The organism is Syntrophorhabdaceae bacterium, assembly GCA_036504895.1.
GTDB lineage: Bacteria > Desulfobacterota > Syntrophorhabdia > Syntrophorhabdales > Syntrophorhabdaceae > PNOM01.
This window is the reverse complement of sequence record DASXUJ010000110.1, coordinates 1-15,843: the sequence shown is the minus strand read 5'-3', so window position 1 is coordinate 15,843 and position 15,843 is coordinate 1. Positions and strand designations below refer to the sequence as shown.

Genomic DNA, 15,843 nt, shown 5'->3' with positions numbered 1-15,843 from the left:
CGCACGTGATAGCGAAAATCAAAGAGCTTGTATGCCACGCCCGTGTCGAAAGAGACTTCATTGTTCAAATCTCTTGAATAGGCATGGTAGAGGTTTACGAAATACTCCTTCGGCACCTTGTAGCTGAAGGTATTGTACATGGTGGTCAGACCGTTTCCGGAGGCATTCCATGCGGCCTGTGTGATGTAGGTGAAATTTTTCACGGGGAACAAGGTCAGTTTCGCGCTCATGTCCGAAAGCCTGTTGCCGGAACCTTTATAATCCGTGGACGTCTCCAGGTTACCTGAAAGTCCGTAGGTCTGGGATATCTCGAAGACTGAAAGCTCCCTGGCGTTTTTCGGGGTTACCGCATAGAGATAATGGCCTACCGAATAGGTGATCGTGTTTTGCTGCGCGATGCGGTCATAGGGGTCTACGCTCGGCACGTTCGAGAAGGAACTGGCCGGGATGAAGGTATACCTGAGATTAGGTTTTATCACGCTCTGCATGGTCCCGATGTCAAAGAGACTGGTATTGTAATTCCGGATGAACTGAACATTTGAATCTGCCTGGATCCTCGCCGTGTGGCGCTCCGCCGTCGAGCTTCCCGATTCCGTGGTCACCCGGTTTATCAGATAAGCGGTCTCATAATAGGTGGCGCTGAGAAGGAAATTCATCCCCTTGTAAGAATAAGGCATCCGGAAACGGGGCTCGAAGGCCAGCCGGGTAAACTTGTCTCCCTTCTCCCTGTAGAAAGTCGTGAAATCGGAAACGAAGTCCGTATAGAATCTGTTCTTCAAAATAGGAATGTATTCGGTGAAGAACGTCGCGTGGGGCAAATACTTGAACATGGTGTCATTATCCCTTTGCGTGAGGTTTCTGAAATATGCCGCCTCCACGGTGAGAAGTGACCGTTCGAAGGGTTTTTCAATGTACGCATTCGATTTCAGGAGACTCTCCGACCTGATGAGGGGCGTCAGACCGAAATCGACAAGCACGTCTTTATCGGAGACATAGTCGATATTTGTCTTGAAGGTGAGGTCTTTTCCAATTACCTGCTCGTGCCTTCCCTTCAATTCATAACGCGTACCACCGTAATCTTTGTCGGAGATGATAAAGAAGTCCCATGCGCCTTTCAAATCCTCGCGAAGGGAATATCTGAACTCCGATCCTACCTTCACACCCCTGTTCTGAATGAATTGTGAATAAAAAGTGGCGTCTTTATCCTTGGAGATAGCCCAAAAATAAGATTGGGTAAATTTTACACCATCCCTGCTCGAAGTAATGATCTCCGGCATGAGAAATCCCGACTGCCTTTCCGCCTTTACGGGAAAAAAACCTGCGGGGATATAAAAGACCGGTTTATCGAGAATGTAGAATTTCATCCCCGTGGTTTTGGCATAGCCTTCCACCGTCACATTGGTCTTTTCTGCGGAAAACTTCCATGCGGGTTTGGATGGACCTTCTATTTCACAGGAGGTGAACTGGCCTTTCCGTATCTCGTATTCGTTTTCTCCGAGTTTTTCAATATGGGCGCCGACTATGTTGAAGTTGCCGTCCTTGATAAAGATCTTTCCTTTTTCGATAGTGCCCGTCTTGGTGAGAAGGTTGAGATACATCTTATCGGAGCTTACCGTGTCCCCTTCTTCCTTGAAAATGACATTTCCTTCCGCGTACACATCCTCAGTCGTCTTATGGTAACGCACGTAATCGGCGGTCAGCACCCTGGTGCCCTCTTTTATCTCTACATCGCCTTTCGCCAGGTACGTGTCGGCAGCCTTATCGTATTCAAGGCTTCGGGCGGAAATATCGATCGGTCCCTGAGGCGGAGCCTGCTCGCTGCCCGGGCCCGGCTGAGGACTCTGTGTCCCACCACGGGTCTTGTCGATAAACCCCCCTCTCTGACCGTAAACCCCCAGGGGCAGCATGAATACCGCGGCAAAGAGAGTAAGAAATGTGAAATTTCTAAAATATCTTGTCAAGAATAGATTTCGCCTCTCCGATAGTATAAATGGAACCGGTGACCACAATAAGGTCTTCTTCCCCCGCGAGTTTGCGGGCAAGTTTCAAGGCCTATTCCACTGTTGCCGTGACATGGGCGCCGGGCGCATGAACTTCCAGGCTCCCGGGCGGCAGAGCTCTCTCGATGAGAGGCCTCGTCAGGACGATCTCCTGAAACGAGCCCGTAAGCTCCCGCAACATGACCTCATACTCCTTATCCCTCATCACGCCGAAAACGAGTATCTTTTTGATACCTTCATAACGGCCGGCTACATATTCTTTCAGCGCCCTTATCCCATGGGGATTATGGGCTCCATCAAGAAGGACCGTCGGTTTTTCACGGACTACCTCCAGCCTGCCTGGCCATTCCACCCTGGACGCACCCTGCGTCATCGACGTCTCGGATATGGGAAAGCCTGACCGGGAGAGGTATTCGCACGTGCAAAGAGCCAGTGCCCCATTTGCAAGTTGGTGATCGCCCCTGAGGTTTACCCGTACCTCTTCGAGCCTCATTCCGAGCCCTTCATAGGTCATCTGCCCATCACGGACCTTCCGGAAGGCAAAGTCCCTTCCCAGAGCCGCTACAGGGCTGCCCAATTCACCCGCGATTCTTTCTATGACACTGAGGGGAATACCGCCGGCGCCTGTAACAACAGGTACGCCCTCTTTTATAATACCCGCCTTTTCACGGGCAATATTTTCGAGCTCTTTCCCCAGGTAATCGGTATGATCGTAGTCCACATTCGTAATGACACTTACCAGGGGGCGCACCACATTCGTCGAATCGAGCCTTCCCCCGAGACCCGTCTCTATCACCGAGATTTCCGCTCCTTTTCGGGAAAAATGTAAAAGTGCCATGGCCGTGGTAAAATCGAAAAAGGTGAAAAATCTGTTTTTGTCGGCTCTTTGCACCTTCTCTCTGATTTCATCCGTAATCGCCTCGACTTCCTTTTCGCTGATCTCGATTCCGTCTATCGCAATTCTCTCGGTAAAAGAGAGGAGATGGGGAGACGTGTATTTCCCCACCTTATATCCCTCCTCCTGCAATATGGAGGAAAGAATGGAAGCTACCGAGCCTTTGCCGTTGGTGCCGGCTATATGAACTGTTTTGAGGCTTTTCTCCGGGTTGTCGAGAAGATCGAGGATCCACTCGATATTCGCCAGCCCGAATACGGTCCCGTTCTTTTCGAGAACGTTGAGATACTCGAGGGCGCCGGAAAGGCCCTTCATGCAACCAGGGACAGCATGGTATAGAGTTTCTGCTTCAGCTCTTTTCTCGATACGATCATGTCGATCATCCCATGTTCCAGGAGATATTCGGCCCTCTGGAAGCCCTTGGGCAATTCTTCTTTGATGGTGTCCTTGATTACCCTGGGACCGGCAAAACCGATCATAGCCTTCGGCTCCGCGATGATAATATCGCCGAGCATGCCCATACTCGCCGTTACCCCACCGAGAGTAGGGTCGGTAAGGACCGAGATATAAGGAACACCCTTCAATTTCAATCTGTATATGGCCCCCGATACCTTCGACATCTGCATGAGGGACATGATGCCTTCCTGCATGCGGGCGCCCCCGGAGGAGCAAAATATTATCACCGGCACCTTGGTCTCGGCGCCTTCCTCGAGAATTCGAGTAATCTTTTCCCCTGCCACGGACCCGAGGCTTCCACCCATAAAAGTAAAGTCGAAAATGGCCGTCAGGGTATCGATCCCATTGATCTTCCCTCTTCCACAATAAAGAGAGTCCTTCTTCTTGGTACTATCCTGAGTCTCCTGCAGCCTCGTCTTATATGGTTTCGTATCTTTGAATTTCAAGAAATCTACAGGCTCTATTTTCTTGAAAAGCTCGACGAAGGAGCCTTTGTCAAAGGTAAGGGCCACGCGGGTTTCAACGGTAATGGGGAAATGATAGGAACACTTCAGGCAGACGCTCTGATTCCGCTCCACTTCCTTCTTATACAACAACTCCTGGCACGAACTGCATTTGATCCAGAGGGATTCCTCTTTCACGGCCTTCTTTATCTCTTTTTCTATATCAATCTCTTTATGAGGTTTTGCTTCACTTTCCTTTTTTCTGAATAATCCCATTTGTTTAAATTCCAGTTGATTTTTTGTTAGAAAACTACCAAAATAAGCATGTCATGTCAACAAAAAGGGTTGCCATACCATCGGTTTTCGGACTCGATGGGATAATCGGACCGGGAGGTCGGAACGCGGGGGTAGTCATATGCCATCCCCACCCCCTTTATGGCGGGGAGATGTCCAGCAATGTCGTGGGCGCCATGGAAGAAGGTTTTCTGCAGAAAGGCTTTACGACCCTCAAATTCAATTTCCGCGGCGTCGGGAGAAGCGGCGGTTCTTACGATGAGGGGAAAGGCGAGGTGGACGATCTCCTGGCGGCCGTGGATTTTCTTAAAACTTCTCTCGAGAGGGATTCAAAGATTATCCTCGCGGGCTATTCCTTCGGCGCCTGGATATGCAGCAAGGCTATATTGAGGCTTCCCGACGCCGGCTGCCTGTTTTTGGTCGCCTATCCATTTGCGGTATATGAAACCACGGAGCTCGCGCAGTTTCGGGGAGAAGTCTACTTTGTGGGAGGCGTCCTCGACGACATCTGCCCCATGGATGCCCTTGTCGAATTCTACCGGACCCTTCCCACAATCGAGAAACACCTCAAAATCATCCCTACCGACCATTTCTATGGAGGCAGGGAGCAAGAGATCGTGGAATTCATCAAAGAACAGGTGAGCTTCCCCTAGACCATTGAAGCCGCAGGCCGGGCGCAAGAAATACCCTTCAAAGACTGAACCACGTCTGCTCCTAAAGCTTGCAAAATCTCTTTACAAAGTGCTTAATCACAGCTATAATTGAATCCATAGTTGAGCAGTTCAGTTAAGGAAAGATGAACACTGCGTTCCGACCATTCATCTTTCTATCATCACCTGGTGCTCGGGCATAATTAAAAAAATCCACAATCCTTTCTTTAGTAAGTAAAAGGTTCGCGAAACGCTTAAATCCGTCCATGGTGCACAATATGCCGGGCGGACTGATACACAAAGATCTCTCCTCACAGAGCCCGGAGGTTTTTCGCAATGGGAAGGAACGGGAAAGGACACGATAACAGGTCTTCACCTCTATTGAGAATAGTCTGCCTTTTATTCGTCATTATCTATGTACTCGCGACCGGTTCCGGTTTCGCCGCTTCCCGCACCGGTTTGACCCAAGGAGGAGCGATGGACCAGGAAGCAAATAATGCCTACGACAGAATCATGGCGGCTCAGCAAAAGGGCGAGATCTCGATGAAAGAGTCGGTCCTTTTGAGGGCAAAGCTTCTTTTCGCGCCCCACCTCATGAATGGTTCAAAATTCGCAAGGAGAGGGAATGAGGCGGTCGTCGCTGACGGCCTCACCGGATTCTATAAAGATGTGCACAAGGTCTTTCCTCAGTTAAGCGTTGAAGAAAGGAACTTCCTCCGCTCATTGAGCCCTGACCTCAAGACCATTATCGACGCCCGAGAAAAAGAAGATGCTTCGTCGTCTGATACTAATAAATAACTGAGGAGGTTTCTATGAAAAGATATTTGAAATTCGTTCTCCCCCTTCTCATTCTCGCGGTACTGAGCGCCACCTTTTTTTCCATAGGCACGCTGAAGGCCGGTGAGAGTGAAGATCCTGCAGAACAGGCAATGATTACCGAGGATGAGGTCGCCGGGGCCTCCGGCGAGCCCGCCCGGTCCGCGGATGCCTTTGACGCCATTGGGCAGGCCGTGGACAACAAGGAGATGACCCTTAAAGAGGCAGTCATGCTCAAGGCGAGGCTGCTTTTCGATCCCCATTCTGCGGCATCGGATACAAAATCGTCCGTGCTCAAGGGGAATACGAGAATAGATGACCCGTGCCTCACGGGATTCTATAAAGACGTCCACCGGGTATTCGAAGAATTTTCAGTGGCCGAGCGCGGCTATCTCCGAAACCTGAGCCCCGATCTCAATGTGATCTTCCGGGCGAAGGAAAAGGAGCTTTCGGGAGCGCAGGCAACCGCGGACGGAAAGGCGGATCTGCCTGATTTCGGCCTCAACAAGACCGTCGAAGGGGTCCACTGTACCGTCAATTATGCCGATTCGGGAGAACACCAGGTAACTGCGGTCTATGCCCAGCTCGTCAAGGTATATATTGACGGAGCCTATGCGGCGGAGACCAAGAAGTTCCGTCCGGCCCTTGCGGAGCCGGGAGGAACGGGCGACAAGCTGCAGGTCTACATCGTCAACATGACCGCCGGCACGTGGGGAGAATGGATCGATGTGAGCACGGTGGCAGGAAAAACGAAGTCGGGCTACATCAAGATCAGCAAGAATATCAGTACCGAGGGCGGGAAATCGTGGCAGGTGAGCCTGAAGGGCACCTGCTACCACGAGTATTTTCACGGCGTCCAATCGGCCTACAACTGGGCGAGCAGCCTTTGGTTCATGGAGGGGACGTGCCGGTGGGCTGAAACCTTTTACGCGGCCAATTGGAAGACCCTCACCAACACCTTCGCCGCCAACGACTCCGTATTTAGGGCCCCCTATCTTCCAATCTGGCAGAATACGTTCCGCAAGTATTCCACCGTGGCACTTGCCTATTATTTCGCGGACAAGTACGGCAAGGCCGACTTCATACTTTCCTATTTCGAGGCAACGGAGAACAAGGACGATGCCATAGAGATCCTCAAGGACCTCATGGTCGCCAAAGGGACCACTTTCGGGGACCAGTTCAAGAACTTCTGGATCGCCATGTACACAAAGAATATAAAGTCCATAAAGTCGTACATGATCGACGTGACGAAAGAGTATGCGAGCACTTACGGCCTCAGCCTCGGTACGACCGTCAGACAATTGGGCGCCCGTTTTCACCAGTTGAAGACCATGGCCGGGATTCCCAAGGCGACCCTGATCTACAATTATCTGCCCGGGGCAGGCATGCCCGTCGAAGCTTTCACCTTTACCACCAAGGCCAAAACGGCGGTCAACCTGACGCCTGCAACGGCAGGCAACGATAACTGGCATTACACGGCAGGCTTCGGCGGCACCACAAAGGAAGTGATCATGGTTTATACGGACGTCACCTATGCCGGGGAAGACGCCACAGACAGGACGGTCGATTTCACCTATCTTCTGCCTTACATGAAGATTACAAGAACAACAGTGAGCCCTACCGTCATGGAGGCGGGGAATTATTCCACCATCACTTTTACCTATGACCTGCTCGGGACGATCAGCACGGAAAATTTTCAAATGACTATGAAAGTAACGGAAAAGCTCGGACCCCAAACGATAAGCGACGGGGTGAGCGGAGACTGGACCGTCCCTGTGGGCACGGGAAATGATCTTACCGTGTATTTCAATACCGGTACCAGCTCGACACCAGGTACCTACAGGTTTACTTTTCTATTCTCCGTACCGTCCGATCTCTGGCTGACCGACTGGGGTACACCCCAGGTAACCTCCACGTCTAAATTCGGCATCACGGTGAGAAGACCTGCGGCCGGAAAAGCCGGAAATGAAGCGCCCGTGAAACCTGCCCTCGTGAGATCACGTTAGACAAGTACTGAAGATTCTTTCAAAGGGCTTGCGCCGCCATGACGCAAGCCCTTTTTTTTGGATGGCTCTTATTTTCCTTTTCCCGAAAGTCTCACCACCACCGGCCTGCCCTTCTTCGCCGGGTCATCCGAGGTGATTTCGAGCGAGGCCGCTCTTACGGTTTTCGAGTCCGGGGTGAAAGTGATCTGCAGCTCCCCCTGTTCTCTGGGAGCGATTATTGCAACCGATCCGGTGAGGGTAAAATAGGCGGCGCCCGGCCCCGTCTTTACCACGCTACTAACGGTAAGGTCCGAGACGCCCGTATTCCTGACGTTGAGTGTTCGGGTATTCGATCCGGTCACCGCGCCGAAATTGATACTCCCCGGCACGACCACGATTTTTGGCGGAGATGCATTCGCAACCAGCGTGACGGAAGAAGTGGGTTTGTTCGCGTCATTGGAAGGTACCTGGAGCTTCGCAGTCTTGTTGCCGTAAGGCGCCCTTGGCGAGGCGCTCACCGTGACGGCGCAAGATGAGGCGGAGGCCACGAACCCGCCGCAGTTGTCGGACTGACTGAATTCAGATTGATTTGTCCCGGTTATCCCAAGCGCCCCCAAGGCCAACTCGCCTTTTCCGGAGTTACGGATGGTCACGGTCTTTCCGTTCGAAGAACCCCCTGTCTTCACGGCGCCGAAGTTGAGACTTCCCGGAGACAGGGCTATTTTCGGCAGAAGGGGCATATAGGCGATAGTCTCCGCGCCGAACTCCACCTCGTTGGCAACCTGGGAATAAGCGATCCTGAAAAAACCGGATTCACCCCAGTAATCGCCCCAACTGTTCTTGACGATGAAATATCCCCCCTCACCGTCGTTATATCCCACGAGGAGCACAGAATGAAGCCCCTCCTCATCCCCTGCAACATGAGAATAGATGCCGCCCGTATAATTATGGAAATCATTGAACACGTTAAACATGGTTACCAGGGGGCCGTAGGTGTAGAGGGCATTCTTGATCGCGCTCACGCTCGCGGGCCTTCCATACGCATTGACCCAGCTCCACTGGGCGATCTTATGAGCCGAAGATTGCCAGCCGGGGCATGCATCGCCGCAGGGGGTATCCATACCCTGGAAGCCATAGCAACTGTCCAGCGGCAGTCCCGTTAGCTTGAGGAAAGCCGCCGCTTCCGACTGTGATCCCCCGAATCGGCAACTCCCTGCTCCGCTGCACGAGATCATGACCTGTTCGGAGAGATCCACATTGACCCCCGGCGTCCGCCGGGTCCTCAGGACCAGGGATTCGAGGGCCGCCGCCGCGGAAAAAGCCCAGCACCCTCCGCAGGCATATTGGTCCTTCACGGAGGTCACCCAGTTACCGTTATTGTCCCGCCAGTCGATTGCCGGAGGCAGCGCGGTCGCGGCCCGTGCTTCAGGCTCGGGGATGAAGGTGTCGTCGTCCTTGACGACCGATACCCGGGCGCCGAGACGCATTTTCCGCTCTTCCAGCGAAAGCCTCGACATGGAAGTCTCGCCGGCCACCCACTTCGCATCTTGTGCGGCTATAGCCGCCTGTATTGCGTTCAGCTCATCGGCCCGGGCTTGGGGGACGATGAAAGAGCCTGCCAACAATATCAGTGCAACCAGGAGATGCCATTTCAGAGCTGCGGATTTACCTTTTCTCATCCTCTGCCTCCTCCGATCCATCGATATAGGTGCCAGGTCCCGACGGCCTTCACCCATCCTCCCGCAGCACGCGCTGCACGTGCCTCATTGTTACTTTATATCGATACCGAGTGAAAACCGGCTGACTGCTTTTTCCCTGCCTTCCCAGATACGGTAATTATACATTTCGATCTTCGTATTACCCGCTCTCAAGGCCTTAAGCTGCCATGCCATTTTGGTAGGCGCGCCCATGAGACCAGACGCAGCCTTAGATTCTTTATCTACAATCTCCAGATATTCTTTGTCCATTTGCTCAAACTGCCAGGAATACCCTGCCGTGCCATAAGTTGAAAGCTCTATCCGGAAGATCTCGCCTGTTTTGAGGCAGATCTCTTTGCCGTTATCGGCCATAGTTACTATGAGAGGATTTCCCTGCAAGATCGTATCGTCCTCGGGTGCTGCCTGCACCCAATCCATAAAATAAAGAGGAAAAGACAATAAAAGGACTGGACCGTAAAGGAAGCAGACTCTCAACGGATTCCATTTATTGATCGCCATGTCTCCTCATCCTCCGAGATACCATTATAACTCACAATCAAATCGTTCCGCATCCAATATTTTTGAAGCAATCCCAAAGTGAAGGTTTATCCCTTTCTCCGTCAAAAGCTCGCAATTAATAACCTTCACGGGCAAGTCTAAGGCCACCGAAGAAAAGGATTGCCTTTTTCATTAAAACTATTTTACATTGACAAGAAGAGAGGCATTATCATACCGTTGACACACTTTCCACGTATACAAAAATCTCGGGAGGAATATATGTTTAACAAAAAGGCATGGGTACTGGCAACCGTCATTCTGGGGCTCTTCATTTCACTTCCGCTGTTGGCGCAAGCGCGCAGGGCCACTCCCCTCGATACCTGGGTAAGCAAGAACAATTTCAGCACGACTCTCGCCCTCTACGCTGCAGCAAATGACGGTCTGGGCACTGCCTTTGTGACCGTAGGCGCTTCAGGGACGATTCTCAATTCTGCAGACGGCAATTTTTGGACGGTCAGAACCATCACCGGCATCACCAAGCATCTTTTCGGTGTTGCCTACGGTCCTGGTGAAGGCACCGGTCTGGGTCGCTTTGTCGCAGTGGGCGATACCAAGACCATCCTCTATTCAGACGACGGGGGCGCAACCTGGAGTGCCGTGGTTACCACGACACTCCCGGCGGTAAACTTCAGGGCAGTTACCTATGGGAACGGTTATTTTGTGGCCGTAGGTGATGGAGGAAAGATATTCAGCTCTCCTGACGGGTTGGCCTGGACCCAGCAGGGAAAATCTCCCTTTACAGGGGGATTGCTCACAACCGCCACATTCTACGCGGTCTCCTATGGGAACGGTCTTTTTGTGGCCGTAGGCGCCGGCGGCACAGTCCTTTGGTCGCAGGACGGCTTTCTCTGGATAAGGAATCCTGCCATTGCCTCCGGCGGCACTCTTACCTCGATCGCATACGGCAAGCCCATGTTCGGAGAGGCAGCCATATGGATGGCCGTGAATTCCTCCGGACGGGTCTTTACCTCGACCAATGCAACCATCTGGACGCCTTTCACCTCGAGCCAAACCGGCATCACCACGGGACTATGGGGCGTCACCTTCTCGGGGGGTATCTTTGTTGCCGTCGGCAGCTCAGGAAAAATCTTTACGTCCGATGACGGCGAGCTTTGGGAGCTCTCCACCGCCCCCTTCAATCCCAACACCCTGACACCTATTACCACAGTCTTCAGGGCAGTCGGCACTGACGGAACTACCTTTTATGTGGTCGGAGACGCGGGAACGATTCTTACCTCCTCGGACCCCCGTTACCTGCCATATAAGTCTTCCAATCTCGGTGCCTTAACCGCAAATATTTATGCGGGAGGAAGGTTTCTGCTCGCCGGTCAGTACGGGAATATCTTTACCTCCACCAATGGCAACACGTGGAGTGAATCGAGGCTCACGACCACTTATCTCAATGCGCCTTATATAGAGAGCATCGGTTTTGGCAACGGCCTTTTCGTAGCAGTGGGCGACCGTGATGAAGATTCTTCGGTACCCGTGGTCTTTACATCGCCGGACGGCATCGCCTGGACGCAGCGGTCCGATGTTATCGCTTCTCCCGCCCCCGTCCCGGTCTCCAATCAGGACCTCCTGGGGGTGACCTATGGCAATGGCGCCTATGTCGCGGTAGGTACTGCCGGCACGATCGTTTCATCCCCCGATGGGACAACCTGGACCGCCAGGTCTTCAGGGACAAGTTTTAATCTCACCTCTGTCACCTATGGGCTTGGATTCTTTGTTGCAGTCGGTAATAAGACGGTCCTTACCTCTCCTGACGGTGTCACCTGGGCCCCGATCGTGGTCACAAACCCGCCCCCTTTTGAGAGCGTCACCTTTGCAAATGTCGGCGGCACCGGCACTTTCGTCGCCGTCGCCTCGAACGGCGCGATATATACCTCCACGGCCCCCAATCAGGCATGGGTTAGAGAAACGACCCTCGGCGCAGCCCTTTACGGGGTTACCTACGGATCAGCAACCTATGGTTTCGTAGCCGTGGGCGCGGGAGGTTTTGCCGCCTACTCGCCCACCGGCAGCACCTGGACGGCGATCACAACCAGGGCTGGAGTGGCCCTTTATGGGGTTTCATTCGGCGGCACGCCACCCAATACCTACTATGTGGGTTCAGGCGCTTCGTCGAAAATATTTACCTCACCTCTGGCAACGCCATAAGAAATCACAAATAGAGCCTCATCAAAAGGGCCGTTCCTGAAAGGGACGGCCCTTTTCTTTTCCTTCTGTGCGCCCTTTGGCCCGAAGGGTGAGTCAAGCAATGGGTCTGAACCTTTTGTCCGGGTATCGGGCGACGCGGATCAGGCAGGGAGGGGTTAATATGCCCGACAGCGTGAACGGTATAAGGACAAGGGACTGCAGCCTCTCATCCTCACGGGGAGGGCAGCCATTTCCAATGATGTGCCGCATGGATAAATTGAAGAGAGCGGGAAGCGCCAAATATGACAGGGTCCGCGCGCCCGATGATGAGAGGGCGCGCGGACCCTGGTGCGGAATATGGCTGCTATTTTGCCTGCCTGATAGTGGCGATCTTTTTCTTCAAGGGCGTCTCAGTAAGGGAGACGGTAATCGTGCCTGTTCTCGCGACGGCTCCCGCGCCGGTGTTTGCATCGACCGTGTACGCCAGGGTATCTGCTGCGGGGTCTGCGGCTCCGATATGAAGCCACGAGAAAGCCGTGCTCGCCTGCCATTCACAGTCGGTAGGGTCGACTCTTACGGCAAGGCTGTAATCACCCCCGGTGTTTGGCACGGGCTGCGATGCCGGCAAGAGGCCCGTAATGGCGCAGGGCTTGCCTGCCAATGTCACGAGAAAGGGCTCGCCGCCAACGGTGATGATACCCGGAAAGTCCCCTGCGGGCTTTTTGGCCGAGCTCGTGTTTCTCACGGCCGTGAACTTTATCACGCCCGAGCCTTTTGAGGTATTCCAGTTAAGCACACTACCTGAGATCCAGTCATAATCTTCAGTTATCTCAGGGACAGAGCATGAGAAGGGGGACGTCACGTTGACGACAACCGCCCCTCCGTTAAAGGGAAAATTCTTCAACGCGGGCCTGAGGGTATAGATGCACCCCGACTTATCGAGAAAGCGGCCGTACACCTCTCCGTCAGTAAAACCGTCCATCTGATTTAAGGTGGCTCTGGTTGCGACCATGAAATACCCGGCGCCGTCAAAAAGGGAAAAGCCGCCGATAGGGATTTTGTTGCCTGCGGTCTCAAAAATCGTTACCCATTCGCCCACCGGATCAAAGTTCCCGTTCAAATATCTGGTCGCCATAACAGGGGAGCCTCCCGCAGGGACCTGGCTGCAGGCAACGAGGTACGCGAGGCCGTCTCCGGCGGTCACGAAGCACCCCGTAGCTGTCTGCCCCTCATATATTTTCTTCCGTGCCCCTTTCGCTCCCACAGCAGAGACCGGTCTTACCCAGAACCTCCAATCAGCTGCATTGATCTTCTCGCCGTAACTCACGGTGTGTCTCGTCCCGTCGAAACCGACAATGAGGGGCATGTTACTCGGGTCCGCATAAGTCTTACTTACCGGATCGATCACAAAAGATGCATTTGAAAGTACGCCGGCGGCCGTCACAAATTGGCCCCATATCTTTGTTTCATCTGTCCAGGCCACAAGATACCTCGTACCGTCGAAAGCGACCGACGGGACCTGCCCTCTTTTCGAAGTGATGATGAATTCGTCTCCCACGGTCCCGTTTGCGGAGACGAGACGGCCATAAATCCTGGGGCTGAAATCCGTGTCGGTGCCCGCCCTCTGGTCCTCCCAGACCACCAGAAAGAGATTGTTCGAGGCATCGAAGGCCATGTTGCGCACGTTCAGCTCCTGCCTCCGGTCGGCTCCCGCGCTGGGACCGGCGATAAGAAAGGGCGTGCCCGCCACTCCGGTAGTGCTTATGGAGACTCCATAGATATCACCTTCGCTTTCCTGGCCCCTCATACCGGTCTCATAGATCATAAGATAACTGGAGCCGTCGAAGCCTACCTGGGGCGCACCTCCCGTAAGTCCCACATTTATCTGGGAACCTACCAAATGGCCGTCTGCGTCAACAAACTGGCCCCGTGCATACCGGCAGAAATCGCCTCCGCACACGGTGCCGCCGTTATCGTAATACATGAGCCCCACGAGGTAGTTTGTCCCGTCATAGGCGACCGAAAAACCGACCTGGCCTTTCGACGCATCGACCGCTACGGGGAATTCGCCCCCCAGCGGCACTACGTTCACCCCTGACGCGTGAGCGGACGATATCCCGCTGATCAGGAAAAAAGAAATGAAGAGAAGAATGAAAAGGAAAAGCTTCGTTGAGGCGGATCTTGACACGTTTTTCATAAAACCTCCTTTTATGCCCCCATACTATCAAAGGACGGTATTATATGGGATAATACTATGGAACCCGGGATCAATGCAAGCAGGACTCGAAAAAAAGAGAGTGGCTTTTTCTGAAGGGCCAATTTCATTAAAACCACAGGCCGTCGCCTTTCCGGATTAAAGCACGTGCTTTGCCAGGGGGAGCTTCCGTATGTAATGGCTTATCAAGAAAGAAAGGGCCACCCCCACGACCGAGACGGCACAGAATTTCACCAGCGGCGTGCCCTGAAGCAGGGGATAGGCACAATATGCCAAAGCCACAATGATGGGCGCGTGCATGATATAGACGGTGTAGGCGTCATCGGCCATGGCCTTTGCGACAACTCCCTGAAAATTCCAAACCCTCCTGAATACAAAGAGGAGGCTGATTGTCATCCCGATACAGAGAAAGCTCTCCATCATCGCGCTCACCAGGGACTGCCAGTGGAGTCCCCCTGCCAGAAGGCTGAGCGTCCCTGACAGGGAGGATGTGCCGACCATGACGACATATGCCACGAGAACAATCGATGTGATGGCGATCCAGAAACGCCCCATGGAGCCGGTAAGTCCGGTGATCCAGCCACGCCTGTAGGCGATCACTCCGATGAGATAAAGACTTATATATTGGGCATAATTGCCGATCCTCAGGTAGAAGATCTGCACGGACGGCGGGAACCAGATCCGGACCGCAAAGGTAGCCAATCCCAGAAAAAAGGCAAACCATACTGTAGCCGGAATTCCGGGCATGGTATTATTCCCCTGTTCCCTTTCTTCTCCTTTCCCCTGCATCAGCCGCCAAAGCATGTAGAGTCCCGAAAGAACGAGAAGCACTTCCACGAACCAGAGCGGGCCGGGGGCGACATTCCTGAATTCGAGAATATTTGCCCAAAAGGAGTAACGGGGGCCAAGGGTATTGATGTTCACGACATATACAATGGCGGGCCTAATAAAACAGGCATAAAAAAGGAAAGGCAGACCCAGGCGAAGGAGACGGTCCCGGGCGAACCGGGCAGCACCCTTGCGCTCATAAGAGCCGGGCGTGAAATAGCCTGATATCATAAAGAAAAAACCCATGAAGAATGTCCTGTTCACCGCAAGGAATGTGGTGAGGATGAGCTTCGTCGCCCCGTCGTCCGCGGCCTGGTAATAGTACCATCCCTTACTCGCCCCATAGGTAAGGGCGACATGATGGAGGACCACCAAAATAGTGAGGATTATTCTGATGTTGTCGATAAAGTAGAGTCGCATCCCGAAACGTCTCTCCCGTGAGTCCCGGACATTTATATCCACCGGCGGACCGGCGCCCGAACCGCATGGTCCGCGGCAGGTTTATCGGATGTAATAACCGACTGCGAACAGATTTCCTACCATAGAATACCCCCACATTCAATTGATTTCAGGCAAAGAAACCACACCCGCGACACGGTAAAAGGCTGCATAAGGCCGGCTCGGTCTAAATTTTTTTCCGCCTTGTGAAGAGCGGACACTATCCCGATATTCCAGCCGATCGGGGTACGGGGCATGGATTCACTTGCACTGCCAGGGTTGACAATGACGGTCCCGGTGTTTATTTTAAGTCCGTGACATATGAGAAGACTGACAAAAACGGCTATTGTATCCATACCTCTTACTGTTCTTCTATGTTTTACCTACGGAAGCCCCAGCCGCATCACCGGCCCATCCTCCGAAGAAGCCAGG

11 protein-coding genes are annotated in these 15,843 nt (G+C 53.1%); 4 read left to right on the top strand and 7 right to left on the bottom strand.

Annotated features, from left to right (window positions below):
- From lptD to accD, 3 genes are all read right to left on the bottom strand, one after another.
- On the bottom strand, positions 1 to 1,961 hold a 1,961-nt coding region (lptD, locus tag VGJ94_15910), incomplete at its 3' end, for an LPS assembly protein LptD (GenBank protein ID HEY3278102.1).
- A 91-nt stretch (positions 1,962 to 2,052) separates the two neighbouring features.
- A complete protein-coding gene (locus VGJ94_15905; protein ID HEY3278101.1) occupies positions 2,053 to 3,210 on the bottom strand; it encodes a folylpolyglutamate synthase/dihydrofolate synthase family protein in 1,158 nt (385 codons plus the stop codon).
- Positions 3,207 to 4,070 carry an acetyl-CoA carboxylase, carboxyltransferase subunit beta gene (gene accD / locus VGJ94_15900; GenBank protein HEY3278100.1) on the bottom strand — a complete coding sequence of 288 codons (864 nt, stop codon included), beginning with the start codon at positions 4,068 to 4,070 and terminating at the stop codon, positions 3,207 to 3,209. The genes VGJ94_15905 and accD overlap by 4 nt, the downstream gene beginning before the upstream one ends.
- A 53-nt stretch (positions 4,071 to 4,123) precedes the next feature.
- On the opposite strand from accD, the gene VGJ94_15895 reads away from it, so the two are divergent.
- The 3 genes from VGJ94_15895 (at position 4,124) to VGJ94_15885 (ending at position 7,560) form a co-directional block, all read left to right on the top strand.
- Positions 4,124 to 4,741, top strand: coding sequence for an alpha/beta fold hydrolase (locus VGJ94_15895; GenBank protein ID HEY3278099.1), 618 nt, complete (start codon positions 4,124 to 4,126; stop codon positions 4,739 to 4,741).
- 474 nt (positions 4,742 to 5,215) lie between these two features.
- A complete protein-coding gene (locus VGJ94_15890) occupies positions 5,216 to 5,536 on the top strand; it encodes a hypothetical protein (protein ID HEY3278098.1) in 321 nt (106 codons plus the stop codon).
- A gap of 14 nt (positions 5,537 to 5,550) precedes the next feature.
- Positions 5,551 to 7,560, top strand: coding sequence for a hypothetical protein (locus VGJ94_15885; protein HEY3278097.1), 2,010 nt, complete (start codon positions 5,551 to 5,553; stop codon positions 7,558 to 7,560).
- Between the two features lie 68 nt (positions 7,561 to 7,628).
- On the opposite strand, the gene VGJ94_15880 is transcribed toward VGJ94_15885, so the two are convergent.
- Together VGJ94_15880 and VGJ94_15875 are read right to left on the bottom strand one after the other, a co-directional pair.
- On the bottom strand, positions 7,629 to 9,218 hold the full coding sequence (locus VGJ94_15880) for a C1 family peptidase (protein HEY3278096.1): 1,590 nt from the start codon (positions 9,216 to 9,218) through the stop codon (positions 7,629 to 7,631).
- Between the two features lie 90 nt (positions 9,219 to 9,308).
- Entirely contained in the window at positions 9,309 to 9,755 is a 447-nt protein-coding gene (locus tag VGJ94_15875; protein HEY3278095.1) for a protease inhibitor I42 family protein, read from the bottom strand.
- A gap of 258 nt (positions 9,756 to 10,013) precedes the next feature.
- On the opposite strand from VGJ94_15875, the gene VGJ94_15870 reads away from it, so the two are divergent.
- Positions 10,014 to 11,951: a YCF48-related protein gene (locus VGJ94_15870; protein ID HEY3278094.1), complete on the top strand. Its 1,938-nt coding sequence runs from the start codon at positions 10,014 to 10,016 to the stop codon at positions 11,949 to 11,951.
- A 343-nt stretch (positions 11,952 to 12,294) separates the two neighbouring features.
- Here the strand turns inward: VGJ94_15870 and VGJ94_15865 are convergent, their stop codons facing one another.
- Together VGJ94_15865 and VGJ94_15860 are read right to left on the bottom strand one after the other, a co-directional pair.
- Positions 12,295 to 14,127 carry a BACON domain-containing carbohydrate-binding protein gene (locus VGJ94_15865; GenBank protein HEY3278093.1) on the bottom strand — a complete coding sequence of 611 codons (1,833 nt, stop codon included), beginning with the start codon at positions 14,125 to 14,127 and terminating at the stop codon, positions 12,295 to 12,297.
- A 156-nt stretch (positions 14,128 to 14,283) separates the two neighbouring features.
- Positions 14,284 to 15,393: an acyltransferase family protein gene (locus tag VGJ94_15860; protein HEY3278092.1), complete on the bottom strand. Its 1,110-nt coding sequence runs from the start codon at positions 15,391 to 15,393 to the stop codon at positions 14,284 to 14,286.
- Positions 15,394 to 15,843 lie beyond the last annotated feature (450 nt).